This window comes from Bacillus sp. FSL R9-9492 (assembly GCF_038007365.1).
GTDB lineage: Bacteria > Bacillota > Bacilli > Bacillales > Bacillaceae_G > Bacillus_A > Bacillus_A mycoides.
The window spans coordinates 4,868,701-4,886,027 of record NZ_JBBOXC010000001.1 but is presented as its reverse complement, the minus strand read 5'-3'; the positions used below and the strand labels follow the sequence as shown (position 1 = coordinate 4,886,027).

Here is a 17,327-nt window from a genome sequence, read left to right as displayed (position 1 = left end):
AAAACTATTGAAAATGGCCTTGTGCAATATGCACAAGGCCATTTTATTCATATTTTTATATGCTGTGATAATTTATTAATGTACAGAGAGCGGATTAAGAAAAAGAAAATAATCTCGATAATCCCGAAAAAGGTGAGTACAATCAGTAACTCTTTTAGTAACGAGAAAGAAAACATGCTTTGTAAAAACTTAACCGCAAATAACGTGTGAACACCAGCAACGATGTAAGGAACGAAAAATAAAATTCCTAATTGAATCGTTGCGGAGCGAAACATTTCTGATTCAGTTAAGCCCAGTTTTGTAATCGTAATGTACTTTTGTTTTTCATTCGTTAAGTCGTTATACATACGGAAGTATAAAACGCTAGCCGCACCGATAAAGAAGATAAAGCCAAGAAATGCCCAAATAAAGAATTGAGCAACTGCATTTCCTTTATTATGGAGTAACTCATCAGTAGCTGTATAAATATTAAAAGGGACGGGAGATGCATGCTTATCGTCTTTATGTGCCTCATAATATTTTTCGGTGTCATTACTAATACTTTTTAATATATTTTTCGTTGGAATAATTGCATTTTCCCAATTATCCACGAAGTAATTATAAACTGTAATGGTTTCAATATGAGGAATCATAGTATCGATTGCATAATCTTGCATAATAACTAAATTTGCTAATGCAAATGGTGGTGCTATTCCTTTGTTAATAAATCCCTTTATATAAAACTCCTTTTTATTGGATTCAAGCGTAATTGTATTTTGTTTTACAAATGGATTTGATACAAGGTTTAATAGCTCTGGTGAATAACCAGAAATAATGTAAACTTCTTTTGAATCAAGGGTGATTGTAGGTCTCTTTAACTGCTTAGCAATTTCGTTATAATCACTCATTTTCATAATTACAATCTCTTCTTTTGAAGCATTATCTTTTAAAAGCGTAAATTTATATTTTTTATATTGAAAATGAGCATTGGAAAGTTCGGATTCAATAGTATTAACGTGCTTTCGTTCAAGGGAATGATCCCCTTCTAATTTGTATGTGAAGGGAATAGGATATCGCTCTAGTATCGACGCTTTTGTATTATTATTCGCAGCAAATAGTCCGATAATAATCGTAAATGCAAGCGCAGATAGCATAGAAACGATAAAGAGTACATTAATATTACTACGGGTACGAGCAACTAAGTCTGAAATCCATAACATGTTTATTTGTTTCAAATAAAACTTTCTACGCTTCTTTAAAATATAGATAAAAAGAAGAAATGTTTGTGAAAAGAAAAAATATGTTCCGATTACTACGAGTGGCAAAATAGATAATATAATAAAGAAGACAGATCCGTTTTGCACATTTTTTTCGGTTACGTAGCCTTGTGGATAACCAGCAATATAATAACATAAGCCTAAACAAGTTAAAGCAAATATCGAAATGAGTATAGACGGCCTTTTTTCGGCTGTCACTTGCTTGTTCCCTTTAATAAGATGGACTGTTTTACGAGTCCGAATAAACATAGGTGTAAATGTAGAAACGATTAAAAATAAAATGATAAACGTTACGGTTGTCACGATAATCGCTTCTGTTGGCCAATATAAATAGAGACCTTTCGCACTTGTTAATTTTGAAGTGACTAATAAGAAAAAATTAGAGAACACTAGGCCACCTTGTATACCGATAAAGATGGACAATATCCCGATTATCATGTTTTCAGTAAATAACAGTCTTTTTAATTGTTTCTGTGAGATACCGAGAATCGTGAGTATCCCGAATTGCTGCTTCCGTACATTTAAAAATGTTCCAATTGAATATAAGAGAAAGAAGAACGAGAACATAACAATCACAAGCTGTGCTGTACTAGCTAAGTTCATTAGAGGATCTCGATCTTGAAAGCTTTGTACATTTTGTAAGCGTGGATGATACGCGTATACAGTAAATGAAAAGAAAACCATGATAGAAAAAGCACTACTTACAAAATAAGCAAAATATGCTTTAGAATTACGCGAGACATTTTTAAATGCAAATTGCCAAAACGTCATCCACGCCTTCCTCCTAATAATGCTAAAACATCTAATATTTCTTGATAAAATTTCTCGCGATATAGTCCGCGGTGTAATTCATTGTAAAGCCCACCATCTTTAATGAAAATAACGCGGTTACAATAACTTGCTGCAAACGGATCATGAGTAACCATTAAAATTGTGGCATCCTCTTCTTTATTTAATTTCGTAAATAGCTCCATTACATCAATTGCTGCTTTAGAATCTAAGTTTCCTGTCGGTTCATCCGCAAGTAGAAGTGACGGATGATGAATAACAGCGCGTGCTACCGCGGTACGCTGTGCTTGTCCTCCAGAAACTTCAAAAATACGCTTGTCCAAAATATGATCAATTCCAAGTTTCTTTGAAATGTTATCGAGTTTTTCGTCCATCTCTTTTAAAGGAACATTATCTAAAGTTAAAGGCAGTACGATATTTTCACCGATTGTTAGTGTATCTAATAGGTTAAAGTTTTGGAAAACAAACCCTAACTCTTGGCGGCGGAAAATAGCTAGTTTCTCTCTACGAAATGTGTGCGGTTTTTTTCCATTAATCACGACATCACCAGAAGTAGGGGAGTCAATTGTAGAGATAACGTTTAAAAATGTAGATTTACCGCTACCAGATGGTCCCATGATAGCAACAAATTCTCCTTTATCTACATGTAAATTTATATTTTTTAAAGCAGTATGAGGGACCTTTCCTTCATACACTTTTGAGACGTTTTTTATGTGTAATACTTCTTCCATAATAATCACCTTTCTATTTTTAAAACTTAATATGTTGTGATAATTTTTGCATATAAAAGGAACGAATTAAAAGGAAAAAGATAATTTCAACCGTTCCAAAGATTACAAGTACAACTGTAATCTCAGCGAATAATGATAGATGTAATATCTCTTGTAACATCTTTGTCGCAAACATCGTATGGATCGATGCCATAATGTAAGGAACAAAGAAAAGAATCGCAAGTTGAATTGTAGCGGATTGCTTCATTTCGACTTCTGTTAAACCGATTTTTGTAATCGTTATATACTTTTCTTGCTCATTTGTTAAATCTGTATACATACGGAAGTAAAGAACACTGCCAGCTCCGATAAAGAAAATAACACCTAGGAAAGTACCAATTAAGAAAAACGAAGCAACATTTAATTTTGTTTTGTATAGAGAATCGCTTGCTTCACTTGCATGAAACGGTGGATGTTCTGCCTGAATAGCTGCATTGTCATTATCAATTTTTGTTATAAATGCTGAACCGATATTATGTGCCTTTTCCCAATCTGGAACTTTGAAGCTATATACACTCATCTGTTTTGAAGCGGTTGATAAGGCTTCTACATTTTCATCAGATAATACGAGAAGTTGTGATATTAAGCTATTCGGGAAAGGGTTATAACTTTTATATTCTTTCACTTGTAGATGTAAAGAGTTTTGAGTAAGTGTCAGAGTATTTCTCTTTTTTTGATCAAAAACTGTTCCAATGAATTGATCATCTATGTCTTTAATAAGGATATAAGACTCATTATTACTTACGGTGAGCGTTTCCAAATTTAATGCTTTAGCAAGTATATTATAGTCACTTTGTTTAATGGCATAATAGAGCTGCGCGTTATCTTCTGCTGAAGATACTTCATATATGTCTGTTTTAAATTTTGTATAAGTAAAGTGCTCTTCATTAAATTTTTGCTCTAACCAGTTTAAATGTTCATCAGCTAACGTATTTTCAGTATGTGATAAATAAGTAAACGGGAAAGGGTTTTGCCTTATTTCATCAAACTTTGTGAATTTCCCAAACCCATATAAGAATGTAATCATTGTAAAAGCGAGTGTCGATAACATCGTCACGATAAAGAGCATGTTAATATTTGTCCGAATCCGAGTTGCTAAATCAGAAACCCAAAGCATATTAATACGTTTCATATAAAATTTTCTTCTCGTCTTTAATATGCGAATGAGTAAGAAGCTAATTTGTGAGAAGAAAAAATATGTCCCAGCTGCAGCAAGTGATGGGATGACAAATATACAGGAGGCAGCGTACAAAAGCCCAGCGATATCTCCTAGTGACATAAAATATAGTGGGTTTGCTGCTAAAACATATCCAGATATTAAACATATCGCACCAAAGAGAGAGATGAGTACAGATGCTTTTCTTTCTTTTTGTTTTGTTCCTTCTTTTAAAAGACGTACAGCTTTTCTTGTACGGATTAGCATCGGTGTAAAAGATGATACGAGAATGAAGAGTCCAAGAAAGATAATTATAGTTAAAATGATAGCAGCTGTAGGCCACCAATATAAATATAAACCAGGCACATGAGTAATTTTGGCGGTAACTAATAAAAAGAACTGTGAAAAGACAAGGCCAAATTGAATGCCGAAAAATATGGATAGGCCACCAATTAGCATGTTTTCTAGAAATACGAGCCTCTTTAATTGCTTTGGAGATATGCCAAGTACTGTTAAAATCCCGAACTGTTTTTTTCGTACTTTTAAGAAAGTACCGATTGAATATAGTAAAAAGAAAAATGAAAAGAATACAATGACAACTTCTGAGATTGTCATTAATATGTTCAGAGCAGCATTCACGCCTGTCATATGCAATTTAGGATGAAATAAATAAACTGCAAACGAGAAGAAAATTGCAATGGAAAACGCACTACTTACAAAATAGGCGAAATAAGCTCTGGCGTTCCGCGTCACGTTTTTAAATGCAAACTGCCAAAATGTCATGCGCCTAAACCTCCTAATAGAGTTAATGTGAAAGGAGTATGAGGGGGTCCGCATACTCTTTTCATAAAGCTCACCTTTTGCTTATTTAAAACTTAATATGTTGCGATAATTTTTGCATATAAAGTGAACGAATTAATAGGAAAAAGATAATCTCAACTGTTCCAAAAATCACAAGTACAACCGTAATTTCAGCGAACAATGATAAGTTAATAATATCTTGCAACATCTTTGTCGCAAACATCGTATGAATAGAAGCCATAATGTATGGAACGAAAAATAAGATTCCAAGTTGAATGGTCGCTGAACGCTTCATTTCTGATTCTGTTAAGCCAATCTTCGTAATCGTTACATATTTTTCTTGCTCGTTTGTTAAATCTGTATACATACGGAAGTACAGTACACTACCAGCTCCAATAAAGAAAATGATCCCAAGGAATGTACCAATAAGGAAGTAGGAAGCACTTCCGGATTTGATTCTGTATAAAGAGTTACCTGATTCAAAAATACGAACGAGAGATCCTTCGTGCTTGATACTCGCGCGGTCTTTATCTGCTCGTTTTACAAACTCATCAGCAATAGCATATGTATTCTCCCAGTTTTCTACGTTGTAATTATAGACTGTCACATGTTTAGTGTTAGTTGGTAAATTATTAACGGCAGAATCAGATAATACTAATGTTTCATAAGCAAAAGTAGACGGGAGGGTATTATCTATTTTGATCCCTTTTATTTGTAGCTTATAATTTGTATTAGCGAGTGTAATATGTGTTCTATTGTAATTTGGATCGAATGAAGTAAATAATGGGACATATGCTGCTCCAGATAATATATATGTTTCATTCTCATTTATAAATAGTTTTTGTAATTGTAATGACGTAGCGAGTTTATTATAGTCACTTTGCTTTATGGCATATGTGTCATAATAAATTTCTGTATTATTTTTCGCTTCTACAGGCGTAGCGTATAAATCTACTTTAATTTTGTCGTAAGAGAATTGCCCATCTTCTAATTGTTTTTCTAGCCAATTTAAGTGCTGGGAAGTAAATGGATTCTCATCAAATGAGAAATATGAAAATGCGAATGGCGAATTTCGTTCAACATCAAGCTTCATAAATTTCCCGAACCCATATAAAAATGTAATCATCGTAAAAGCAATTGTAGATAGCATTGCCACAACGAAAAGCATATTAATATTTGAGCGAATGCGGCTAGCTAAATCAGAAATCCAGAGCATATTAATACGCTTCATATAAAAATTCCGTCTCTTTTTCAACAGGTGAATGAGCAAGAAACTAATTTGCGAAAAGAAGAAATATGTTCCGATTGAAACGAGTGCCGGAATGACGAAAATACTTGAAAGCATATAAACCATTCCTATTTGTGGGCTTATTGATACGAAATATATTGGTTTGCTCGCTAAAGCGTAGCCACCTATTAAACAGATAGCGCCAAATAGAGAGATAAATATGGATGGTTTTCTTTCCTTTTGTTTCCCAGCATTAGTTTTTAAAAGGTTTACCGTCTTTTTCGTACGAATTAGCAGGGGTGTAAATGAAGATACAGCGATAAAGAGACCAAGAAACACAATCGTCGTTAAAATGAAAGCATTCGTAGGGATATATAAATATATCCCTGGTAGATGTGTAATTTTCGCTGTTACTAATAAGAAAAACTGCGAAAAGACAAGTCCAAACTGCATACCGAAAAAGATAGATAAAATACCAATTAACATATTTTCAGTGAAAACGAGACGGTGTAATTGTTTTCTTGATATTCCTAAAACGGTCAAAACGCCGAATTGTTTTTTACGTACTTTTAAAAACGATCCGATTGAATATAGTAAAAAGAAAAAAGAGAACAAGACAATGACAACTTCTGAAAAAATCATTAATCCTGAAACTTCAGAGATCATATTGGAGTTTTGTAATTTCGGATGAAATAAATAAACAGCAAACGAAAAGAAAACAGCAATGGAAAAGGAACTGCTTAAAAAATAGGCAAAATAAGCTCTTGAGTTGCGCGTTACATTTTTAAATGCAAACTGCCAAAATGTCATAATATATGCCTCCCGTTAGAAGGCCGATATGTAGTCTTATTGCAAAAAATGTATGAGAGTAAATTCTCATACATTTTGCTAGCATATGTTATGGTCATGCTTCGGTCACCTTCTCTGTATTTTCTGCTTGATTGTTTGCAGCGTTGTGGAAGATGATTTTAATCGTCGTTCCTTTACCAACTTCAGAGTCTAGTTTCACAGAGTGACCTAAATAATCACAAATTTTACTTACAATATAAAGCCCCATACCAGTAGATTCTCCGAATGCACGACCGTTTTTTCCAGTGTAAAAAGGTTCAAATACTCTTCGAATATCTTCTTGCGGAATACCAACGCCTTCGTCACGAACTTCCAAAATAATATCTTTACCATTGCGATAAGCTGATAAGAAAACTTTCTTTCCGCGCTCACCAGAGTAGCGAACTGCATTTGTCATTAACTGATAAATGATGAACTTTAGCCACTTCGCATCAGAAGCAACCTTTAAATCTGAATGAACTTCTAAAACGGGGAAGACTCCGTTTCGAATGAATAATTCTTTCAATCCGTTAATATTTTTTGTCACAGCATCTTTTAATGAAATCGTCTCAACATGGAAGTCTTCATGGAAGTTATTTAGCCTTGCCATATATAAAGCCATATCGAGTCCTTGATTTAATCGTTCTAATTCTTTTTTGAATTTCGGGATTAAATGTTCATCTTCCATTTCAAGCACCATAAGCTGCATAACAGAAACAGGCGTTTTCATTTGATGCACCCAATGGTTAATAAATAATTGGTGTTCTTGCTGTTTTACTTCGAATGTTTGTAGGTCTTTTTGGAATAGACGATATTGCGTACGAACGAGCTCGTTTACACCGTGTGGCATAGGAGCAGTCGCTCTTTCAATAAACGCATCTTCCAGTTTCTCTGGTGGTTCACTTAATCTGTGATACATTCTACGGTTACGAACGTAACGATAAGCGAGGAAACAGATGAATAAGTATAAACTTAAAACGATGAAGTAAAACTTATTATTTTGAAATCCGTCTACTGCATCATAAAGAACGAAAATGATTCCGAAGTTTAATACATATAGTAGGAAAAATGCAAAATGATCACGTAAAAATAGTTTCATGCTTATTCACTCCAAGTTGCGTTAAAACGATACCCAAGTCCACGTACTGTTTCAATAGCATTTTCAATACCAAGCTCATTGAACTTTTTACGAAGACGCGTAATGTTTACGTTTAATGTATTTTCCTCAACGAAGCTCTCATCATCCCAAAGTGCAGCTAATAAATCTTCACGACTCGCTGTACGTGGGAATTTGGATAATAGCATTTCTGCTAAAATTGCCTCTTTCTTCGTTAAAAGAACTTGCTCAGCTCCAAAATGAATTTCTGGACGCTCAGGGAATAGTTTTAGTCCTTCAACTTCAACGATACGCTCAGAAATATTTGGTGCATAATCACCGTAAATACGGCGTAATTGACCTTTAATTTTTGCCATTACAACGTCGTAGTGGAACGGTTTCGTAATGTAATCATCCGCACCGCTTTCAATCGCCATAATTTGCTCCATTTCACCAGCACGCGCTGAAATGAAAATAATTGGACAAGTAGATTCATGACGAATTTGACGGCACCAGTAGAATCCATCAAATTTCGGTAAGTTTACATCAAGTAAAACAAGATGTGGTTTCACAGCGTTAAACGATTCCATAATATCATCGAAATTCTCCGCAACAACAGCATCATAGCCATATTTTTGAATGTGAGATTGTAGTAATGATGAAATATTTGGATCGTCTTCAACGATTAAAATTTTATACATATGTATATTCCTCCTAAAAAAACAATTGTAGCTATAGTGTACCATGTGTTTCCCGTCTTTTCATTATGTTGAAATATAAGCTAGTAACAGTATAGGTCAAAAGTGGAAAAAGTAAAAAAGGTCATGGATACAATTGACAATTACTGGTTTTCAATTTAATATTTAGATAAATATCTAAATGTCTAATTATCGAAAGGAAGAAAGACATTGAATCAAGCATTCAAGGCATTAGCAGATCCAACAAGGCGAAAAATTTTAGATTTATTAAAAGAAGGCGATTTAACAGCTGGCGAAATTGCTGAACAGTTCAATATGACAAAGCCAAGTATTTCTCATCACCTAAATGCGCTCAAAAATGCTGAACTTATCCAAGATGAAAAAAGAGGGCAATTCGTTATGTACTCTTTAAACACAACTGTATTTCAGGATTTATTGACTTGGGTGTTTACGTTTACGAATAAGGGGGAAGAGGGGAAATGAAAAAACATCTTTTTGCAATTATATTAATTTTTATAACCTGTATCGCATGGGCGTTTGCTTGGCCACATTTGCCGGATACAATCGCGACACATTGGAGTGGTGGTAAGGTAGATGGCTATTCTTCTAAACTTTACGGAATGATTTCTATGGTTGGAATTATGGTTGCGTTATATGTATTTCTAAATGTGATACCAAAGATTGATCCAAAGAAAGCAAATTACGAGAAATTTTCTAAAGCTTTTATGATGATGAATAACGGGATACTATTGCTACTATTTGTAGGAAATATAGATATTATTACAAGTGGATTAGGATATAATTTATTCATTAATCGGGTCCCAGAATTATTAGTCGGTGTTTTATTTTTAGTGATGGGTAATTATTTACCGCAGTGTAAGCCTAACTTTTTCGTTGGGATGCGTAATCCTTGGACGTTAAGTAATGAAGAAGTATGGCGGAAAACACATCGATTTAGTGGAAAAGTATTTGTAGCTTTAGGACTCATTATGATTATAAGTGTTTTCGCTCCAGCTGATTGGAGATCTTATATGATGCTAGGGATTATAGTAGTTGCTGTCCTCATAACAAATTTATATTCTTATGTTTTGTATAAAAAAGAAATGCAATTGTGAGCAATAAGGGATTGAACTGTACTAGTCAAATTTTATATTTATAGTTTTTATGTGTTAAGAAATTGTAATACTCAGTGGGGAGAATGAAAAGCTTACTGAGTAAATTTTTTGTTTATGAGTCTGAAAATTCAGTTATGTAGATAGTCTGGGGGAAATCACATGTTAGAAATTATAAATTTTAGTAAGACATACAAAGGTGGCAAAAAAGCAGTAGATCATTTAAATATTACTGTTCAAGCAGGAGATATCTTTGGGTTTATTGGACATAACGGTGCGGGGAAAAGTACAACAATTAAGTCGTTAGTAGGAGTTATAGATTTTGAAGAGGGCGAAATTTTTGTTGATGGACATTCAGTAAAAAAGGATCCGATTGCTTGTAAGAGAGTAATGGCGTATATTCCCGATAATCCAGATTTATATGAGCAATTAACAGGAATTCAATATTTAAATTTTGTTGCGGATGTGTTTAAAGTGTCTGCGAAGGATCGGGAAGAACAGATACAGAAGTATGGGGATGCTTTTGAGATTACACCTTACTTGGGAGATTTAATATCTTCTTATTCACATGGTATGAAACAAAAAGTGGCGATTATATCAGCGGTTTTGCATAAACCGAAATTATTAGTTTTAGATGAACCTTTCGTTGGTCTTGATCCAAAGGCTGCTGTAGTATTGAAAGGTATTATGAAGGAGCTTTGTGAAAAGGGAAGTGCGATTTTCTTTTCTACGCACGTTTTAGATGTGGCGGAGAAGTTATGTAATAAAATAGCGATGATTAATAGAGGGAAATTAGCACTTTCAGGGGAAGTGAATTCTTTAATAAAGGAAGGCTCATTGGAAGAGCTCTTTATGAAGGAGCTTGCTAATGAATACTAATAGTCTAGGGCTTTTAAAAATCAGGTTGATAACGCAGCTCGGTTTAAATACTTTTAAATACGAAAAAGATAAGAAAAAGAAGCAGAATAAGATTTTACTGTCAGCATCTATTGCCTTAGTTGGTGTCCTGTTAATGCTATATTGCGGAGCCTCGGCATATGGGTTGGTGAAACTAGGAATGAGTGAAATTATTCCAGTCTATGCCCTAGTTATTAGCAGTGTATTAACGCTGTTTTTCACTATATTTAAGGCAAATGGAGAAATTTTTGCTTTTAAGGACTACGATCTTTTAATGTCATTACCGATTCGTGTAAGTACTATTATTACAAGTAGATTTTTGTATTTATATTTGCTGAATACGATCTTTTCAATCATAATCATGCTACCAATGGGAGTTGTTTATGGCATACATGAGAATCCATCAGTTTCTTTTTACTTTATGTGGTTCATCAGTATGTTTATAGCATCTTTAATTCCAACAACAATAGCAGCGATCTTTGGAGCTGCGATTACGGCAATCGCTTCTAGATTTAAAAATACGAATAAAATAACTACGATTTTAAGTTTTATAGTAATTATTACATTTAGTTTCTTTATGATGAAAAATGGGAATTCTCAACATAGCCTCAATGATATGAACGGGATTGGTGCAATTGTTTCAGAGCAATTAACTAAAGTGTATCCTTTAGCTAACATGTTTCAAAAAGCAATTGTTAATGCTGATATTGTAGCGTTCATCCTGTTTGTTGGGATATCAGTTATTTGGTATTATCTTTTTGTAAAAATACTTTCGCTAAAATATAAGCAAATAAACACAGGGATTTCCACTTATCATATGCTTTCAAATTATGAGATTCATAGTATGAGAAAAGAAAGTGTATTGGTTGCATTGTATAAAAAAGAGGTGAAGCGTTTCTTTTCTTCTACAGTGTATGTAATAAATAGTGGAATGGGAGTCGTGATGGCGATCGCTTTCGCGCTAGCTATAGTTGTAGTAGGACCAAGTCAATTAATAGATTATCCTGGAATCGAGACGCTTTTGCAAAAGATTGCTCCATTTGCTATTTCAGCAGCGATTTCGATGACGTGTACAACATGTGTGTCATTGTCTTTAGAAGGAAAAAATGTATGGATTATTAAGTCGTTACCTATTACGCCAAAGATGATTTATGACAGTAAAATTCTTGTGAATCTTTCATTAAGTATACCTGCATCACTTATTAGTGCCGTATTACTGATAATAGGGTTAAAACTAGATGTTTGGAGTTCTATTTTAATCGTAATAACACCGATAGCATATTCATTCTTTTCGGCAGTATGGGGGATTTTTATTAATAATCGATTTGGTTATTATGATTGGGTATCAGAAACTCAAATAGTAAAGCAAAGTGTAGGATCGTTTGTCGGTATGTTTGGTGGTTTAATTACGGCTGTTATACCTGCCTTTTTAATCGGTACTGCTACGATTTCGAGCTACAGAGTATTTACTTTTGTAGTTGTTATAGTGCTTGCGATTATTACTATTTTCTTGTATAAGAACGAGTCGAGAAGAAGTATAAAGTGAAACTTTAATCAGTGGGGGTTTTGTTCATCCCCCACTGATTATTAGCCTTCACCAATCGGGCGTTTACGAGCAGCCCGACTCCCACCTAACTTCTTTGCTCCACCTGAATTTTGAGGTGGGAGTTTTACTAGGGATAAAATAAAAAGCTGCTTTTCCTTTAAAGAGGAAGAGCAGCTTCTTTATTTTGAAAAAGTTTAGACCTTTATATTACTTTTTTAAAACAGGTACCCATATCTCGCTTCTGAAATTCGGCGAGGATACGTCTTTACTTTCATTCCACAATATTTCCGGCCCTTCCGCTAGTTCATAGTTTGAAGAAGGGAACCATTCGGAATAAATACGTCCCCATACATTTTGTAATGCATCAGGAAATGGACCGACAGCTTCAAATATAGCCCATGTTGAAGCTAATACTTCAAGTTGTGTGAATTGCTCTAGACAAGCTTTCGTTGTGGCAACTCCAATGTAGTGATCGAGTTCGCCTTTTTCCTCCATTCTTCCTTCAGAAAAATTCGTAGAAGCACTAATAATTCCGGTAGGTTCAATATTTGAAAGGGACTTTAATATGTCGATTGATTGGCTGTCTAAACTTTTCCACATAGAAGCGATTTCTTCGTTTACACCATTAAAAACAATCGGCACTCGTTTTTGTATACCAATGATTTGAAATGGCTCTTTTTCTTCAATTCGATAGTTCATTTCAGTTCCTCCTTGAATGGATAGTTGGAAGGTCATTGGTGAATAAGCTTTCAAAGAACGAATTGTACTTCGAGCTTCTGAAGGCGTTATTCCGTGCAAATTTTGAAATGCACGTGTAAATGAATCTGGTGAGTTGTATCCATATTTTATAGCGACATCAATGACTTTTGCATTGCTATCTTTTAGTTCAAAGGCAGCAAGGGTAAGACGTCTACAGCGAATATATTCTGATAGTGATATGCCAGCTAGAAAAGAAAACATTCTTTTGAAATGATATTCGGAGCAGAAAGCTATTTTTGCGACTTCTTTAAAATCAATTTCGTGTGTAAGGTTGTCTTCAATATACTGCATTGCCGCATTCATATTTTTAAGTGAATCCATTATATGACCTCCTTTGTATATAGAATATCAGGAACGAAATAGCTCCATCCGACATTTCATGCACAACTTTGTGGGGGCATTTTTAACCTTACAAAATTGTAATGTTCCTGTAAGGAGAATGAATGGATGGCATGATATCCCAATGTTATAGTAACAAAGTACTTTAGTACATTAGGTTAAATTCTGATGTCTTTACTTATGTGCCTTACATAACTGTCATGTTTGTGTAAGAAACATCGATAGTGGCAAGAGTAGAGAGTGTATATAGTTGAAAATAGAGAATAGAAGAAATGAGGGATGTCGAGATGAAAACAGTGTTAGAAGCAAAAAATATTGAAAAAGTATATGACACAGGTGGGAATAAATTTGCAGCTTTAAAAGGTATTAACTTACAAGTAAAAGAAGGTGAGTTCGTTGGAATTATGGGACCTTCTGGTTCGGGTAAGACGACTCTTTTAAATGTTCTTTCTACAATTGATAATGCGACGAACGGTGAGATTTTAATTGATGGAAAAGACATCGTGAAGATGAACGATGATAAGCTAGCGTTATTCCGCCGTGATCATTTAGGGTTCATTTTCCAAGATTATAACTTATTAGATACGTTAACGGTGAAAGAGAATATTGCGTTACCTCTTGCGTTATCGAAGGTGAAAGCGAGTGAGATTGATCGCCGCGTTCTTGAAATCTCAAAGAAATTCGGTATTGATCATATTTTAAGTCAGTTCCCATATCAAGTATCCGGTGGACAGAAGCAGCGCTGCGCAGCATCGCGCGCGATTGTTACAAGTCCTAGTATGATATTTGGGGACGAGCCGACTGGAGCACTTGATTCTAAATCAGCGACAGATTTATTAGAAAGTATGAAGTCGTTAAATGAATATGATAACTCTACAATTTTAATGGTAACGCACGATGCATTTGCGGCGAGTTATTGTAAACGAGTTATTTTCATTAAAGATGGTGAGTTATATAAAGAATTACACCGTGGTGAATCAACACGTAAACAGTTCTTCCAAAAAGTCGTTGACGTAATGTCTTCTATTTCTGGAGGTATGGCTGATGACCTTATCTAGTATTGCCCTCCGCAACATACAGCGGAACTTTAAAGACTACTTTGTATATTTTGCATCTATGATATTTAGCATCGTCATCTATTTTACATTTAAGGCGTTGCAGTATAATTCACAAATGGAAAAAGCTGCGGAAGGTTCTAAAAAAATTAGCGGTGCATTTCAAGTTTCAAGTGTCATGCTAATCATCTTCGTAGCGGTGTTCATTATATATTCGAACGGTTTCTTTACACGAAAACGTAAAAAAGAAGTTGGGCTATATTCGTTACTCGGTATTCGTAAAAAACAAATCGGTAAAATGCTCTTTTATGAAAATATGTTAATGGGATTAATGTCTTTAATTATAGGGATTGCGATTGGTAGCATCCTTTCGAAACTATTCCTTGAATTATTAGTAAGCATGATGGGATTAAACTTAAATGTTCATTTTGAAGTACCGATGGCTGCAATTGTGGATACAGCAATTATTTTCTTTGTGATTATATTGTATACATCACTTCAAGGGTATCGTTTAATTTATCGATTTAAGCTAATTGAACTTTTCCGCGCAGAACGTGAAGGAGAAGAAATGCCAAAAGGATCAGTAATTATGGCATTCATTTCAGTTTTCTTAATCGGTTCAGGTTATTTCTTAGCATTAATGTATGTGAAAGCACTTAAGTATGCCGACTTTATGGTAGTCGCACTTTACATTTTACTGGCGACAGTAGTAGGTACGTACTTACTATTTATGTTCTTTACAGTATTCGTATTGAAACGTGCAAGAAATAATAAATCATCGTTTTATAACGGTATGAATATGGTAACGACGTCACAGTTACTATATCGTATTAAAGGAAATGCAAAGTCACTTGCGACAATCTCTATTTTAAGTGCAGTGACATTAACAGCGGTTGGTACGTCAGTTACGATGTATTACAACACATTTACACAATCAAAAGTAGCTGCGCCGTACAGTTATTCTTATGAGAAAAAAGATGAAGAGCTTGATAAGAAAGTAAATGCGATTTTTGCTGAAGAGAAGGCGAATCACCCTGTCAAAGATCAATTTGAAATTGAGACGGTTCCTGTAAAAGGGAAGTTTGAAGGGGATAAAGTGGACTTCATTCTTAATCTAAACTACACGATTTCAGAGAAATATCAGTTTATGTCTCAGTCCGAATTTAATAAACTTGCAAAAAAAATCGATGCAGAAACAGTGAATATAGCTACTGGTGAAGCATTTATATATGATAGCTCTTATATTGAAGGGTATGAGTTTAGCCCTGGGTATAAAGGAAGTGAAGCAGTATTCCAAATTGGCAATGAAACGAAGACATTAACGATTCAAGGTGCAAATAATACAGCAATTACGAACTTAGGTGAATTAGTGATTGTCGTTTCAGATGAAATGTATGAACAGGCGAAGCAAGCATTTGGAACACGTACTGTAAAAAATATTGATGTAAAAGATGAAAGAAACAGTAAAGTATTAACAGAAAAGTTAGCAAAAGTGATGCCAGCTGGTGAATCAGAAATGTTACCACTATTTAGAGATTTCTATACTGGTTTCCAGACGGGGCTTGAAGGAACGGGGCTCATGATGTTCATCGGAATGTTCTTAGGACTTGTATTCTTACTAGCAACAGGCTCTATTATTTACTTTAAGCAATTAACTGAAGCAAATGCAGATCGTGAGCGTTACGTTGTACTTCGTAAAGTTGGTGTAACGAAACAAGAAATGAAAAAAGCTATCGCAAAACAAGTAAGCTTTATCTTTGCGATTCCGTTAGTAATCGGAATTCTGCATAGCTTATTTGCACTAAAAGGTTTAGCAAACTTATTACCATTCGAAATTATGATTCCGCTCCTAATTAGTATCGGAGTATATGGCGTCATTTATATCGGATATTACTTCTTAACAGTTCGATCTTATTATAAGATTGTGAGCGCGAAGTAATAGACGGTATCTGTAAGGAAATAAGAACAAGAAAAATAGTCATTCACCTAATTTTTTATTCAGGTGAATGGCTATTTTTGTTTTGATAAGCGCTAGTGAGGGCGTTTACGGGCAGCAGGGCTATCCATAAGTTTGATAGCCATTTCATCTGATACTTTTGGATAGGTAGTGGGTCCGATTATAATTGTTCTTTAAATGATTTATGTATTATTTCACATTAGACGTAGCCATGGTGTTTCTTCTTTTAAAAACTAAATTCATTAATGTACTATTAGTTAAAAGTTTATCTAGCAAAAAACGATTGGTAAGGGCCAATAATTAGTAAGGGATGAGGAAAATCCTCACTAATTAAAGTTTTAACTTATTTAATATCCAATATATCAAATGAATAGATTTATTAAGGATAGATATTTATAAAATTAGGAACACAAAATATTTCATGTATAAGAAAAAGCACACATTGAAAGTATTGTAGCAGTGGCGATAAAGTAGGGCATGTATTTGTATAGGCAAAAAAGGAGTACAGTGATGAGTAAATATCCAGAATAAAGGCTTAAGTTTATTGAGGGTAGTGTAAAAGATTAGAACAAAAAGAAGGAGGGTTATTCTGTAGGATAACTCTCCTTCTTTTTAATGTAATGGTTTTTTCGTAGATAAATCAGGCTTTGTTTGAAAAACGATTATATAAATAGTTAATATAATTGTAGTGATCAGATTGGCTAATATAGTCATTAAATCACTTGTTGGAATGATGAGAACAAAGATTGAAAGTACGGCAGAAGCAAGTGGAATAAACTTTTGTAGAGTAGTTAACTCTCCATCTTTATGAAGCTTCGAAGACTTAAAGAAGCTAATTAAGAAAATAAGGGATGTAAATAATAATCCTAAATACCCCCAACCATCTTCAATATACCAAGGTAAAAAGCTCATTCGTGATGTAAAAATAAAAAGATTTAATATTAACATGCTAATCATTAACATATTTAATATAGTGATATTTGTCTGTTTTTTCACTTGAATTACACTCCGATATTTATTTGTTTTTTATAGATTATAGT

At 34.1% G+C, this 17,327-nt stretch carries 14 protein-coding genes; 6 read left to right on the top strand and 8 right to left on the bottom strand.

Annotation, left to right across the window (positions count from 1 at the left end; translation table 11 throughout):
• Positions 1–47 precede the first annotated feature (47 nt).
• The 6 genes from MKY70_RS25140 to MKY70_RS25115 form a co-directional block, all read right to left on the bottom strand.
• A complete protein-coding gene (locus MKY70_RS25140; RefSeq protein ID WP_341025972.1) occupies positions 48–2,027 on the bottom strand; it encodes an ABC transporter permease in 1,980 nt (659 codons plus the stop codon).
• A complete protein-coding gene (locus MKY70_RS25135; RefSeq protein WP_000393251.1) occupies positions 2,024–2,776 on the bottom strand; it encodes an ABC transporter ATP-binding protein in 753 nt (250 codons plus the stop codon). Before MKY70_RS25135 ends, MKY70_RS25140 begins: the two co-directional genes overlap by 4 nt.
• A 19-nt stretch (positions 2,777–2,795) precedes the next feature.
• Positions 2,796–4,754: an FtsX-like permease family protein gene (locus MKY70_RS25130; RefSeq protein ID WP_341025971.1), complete on the bottom strand. Its 1,959-nt coding sequence runs from the start codon at positions 4,752–4,754 to the stop codon at positions 2,796–2,798.
• 85 nt (positions 4,755–4,839) lie between these two features.
• Complete coding sequence (locus tag MKY70_RS25125) at positions 4,840–6,810, bottom strand: FtsX-like permease family protein (protein WP_061688375.1); 1,971 nt, start codon at positions 6,808–6,810, stop codon at positions 4,840–4,842.
• Positions 6,811–6,904: 94 nt separating this feature from the next.
• Positions 6,905–7,927, bottom strand: a complete 1,023-nt coding sequence (locus tag MKY70_RS25120; protein WP_002015836.1) for a sensor histidine kinase — start codon at positions 7,925–7,927, stop codon at positions 6,905–6,907.
• 2 nt (positions 7,928–7,929) lie between these two features.
• Complete coding sequence (locus MKY70_RS25115; RefSeq protein WP_000276730.1) at positions 7,930–8,625, bottom strand: response regulator transcription factor; 696 nt, start codon at positions 8,623–8,625, stop codon at positions 7,930–7,932.
• A gap of 207 nt (positions 8,626–8,832) precedes the next feature.
• On the opposite strand from MKY70_RS25115, the gene MKY70_RS25110 reads away from it, so the two are divergent.
• The 4 genes from MKY70_RS25110 (at position 8,833) to MKY70_RS25095 (ending at position 12,177) form a co-directional block, all read left to right on the top strand.
• On the top strand, positions 8,833–9,105 hold the full coding sequence (locus MKY70_RS25110; protein ID WP_002089211.1) for an autorepressor SdpR family transcription factor: 273 nt from the start codon (positions 8,833–8,835) through the stop codon (positions 9,103–9,105).
• On the top strand, positions 9,102–9,737 hold the full coding sequence (locus tag MKY70_RS25105; protein ID WP_341025970.1) for an SdpI family protein: 636 nt from the start codon (positions 9,102–9,104) through the stop codon (positions 9,735–9,737). Before MKY70_RS25110 ends, MKY70_RS25105 begins: the two co-directional genes overlap by 4 nt.
• A 159-nt stretch (positions 9,738–9,896) precedes the next feature.
• The gene (locus tag MKY70_RS25100; RefSeq protein ID WP_341025969.1) at positions 9,897–10,613 is read left to right on the top strand and encodes an ABC transporter ATP-binding protein; all 717 of its coding nucleotides are present in this window, start codon (positions 9,897–9,899) and stop codon (positions 10,611–10,613) included.
• Positions 10,603–12,177, top strand: coding sequence for a putative ABC transporter permease subunit (locus tag MKY70_RS25095; RefSeq protein WP_341025968.1), 1,575 nt, complete (start codon positions 10,603–10,605; stop codon positions 12,175–12,177). Before MKY70_RS25100 ends, MKY70_RS25095 begins: the two co-directional genes overlap by 11 nt.
• Positions 12,178–12,384: 207 nt before the next feature.
• Here the strand turns inward: MKY70_RS25095 and MKY70_RS25090 are convergent, their stop codons facing one another.
• Complete coding sequence (locus MKY70_RS25090) at positions 12,385–13,257, bottom strand: AraC family transcriptional regulator (protein ID WP_341025966.1); 873 nt, start codon at positions 13,255–13,257, stop codon at positions 12,385–12,387.
• A 305-nt stretch (positions 13,258–13,562) separates the two neighbouring features.
• On the opposite strand from MKY70_RS25090, the gene MKY70_RS25085 reads away from it, so the two are divergent.
• Positions 13,563–14,333 carry an ABC transporter ATP-binding protein gene (locus MKY70_RS25085; RefSeq protein WP_000859659.1) on the top strand — a complete coding sequence of 257 codons (771 nt, stop codon included), beginning with the start codon at positions 13,563–13,565 and terminating at the stop codon, positions 14,331–14,333.
• Positions 14,320–16,269 carry an ABC transporter permease gene (locus MKY70_RS25080; protein ID WP_341025964.1) on the top strand — a complete coding sequence of 650 codons (1,950 nt, stop codon included), beginning with the start codon at positions 14,320–14,322 and terminating at the stop codon, positions 16,267–16,269. Before MKY70_RS25085 ends, MKY70_RS25080 begins: the two co-directional genes overlap by 14 nt.
• A 630-nt stretch (positions 16,270–16,899) precedes the next feature.
• On the opposite strand, the gene MKY70_RS25075 is transcribed toward MKY70_RS25080, so the two are convergent.
• Entirely contained in the window at positions 16,900–17,283 is a 384-nt protein-coding gene (locus tag MKY70_RS25075; RefSeq protein ID WP_341025963.1) for a hypothetical protein, read from the bottom strand.
• Between the last annotated feature and the right edge of the window lie 44 nt (positions 17,284–17,327).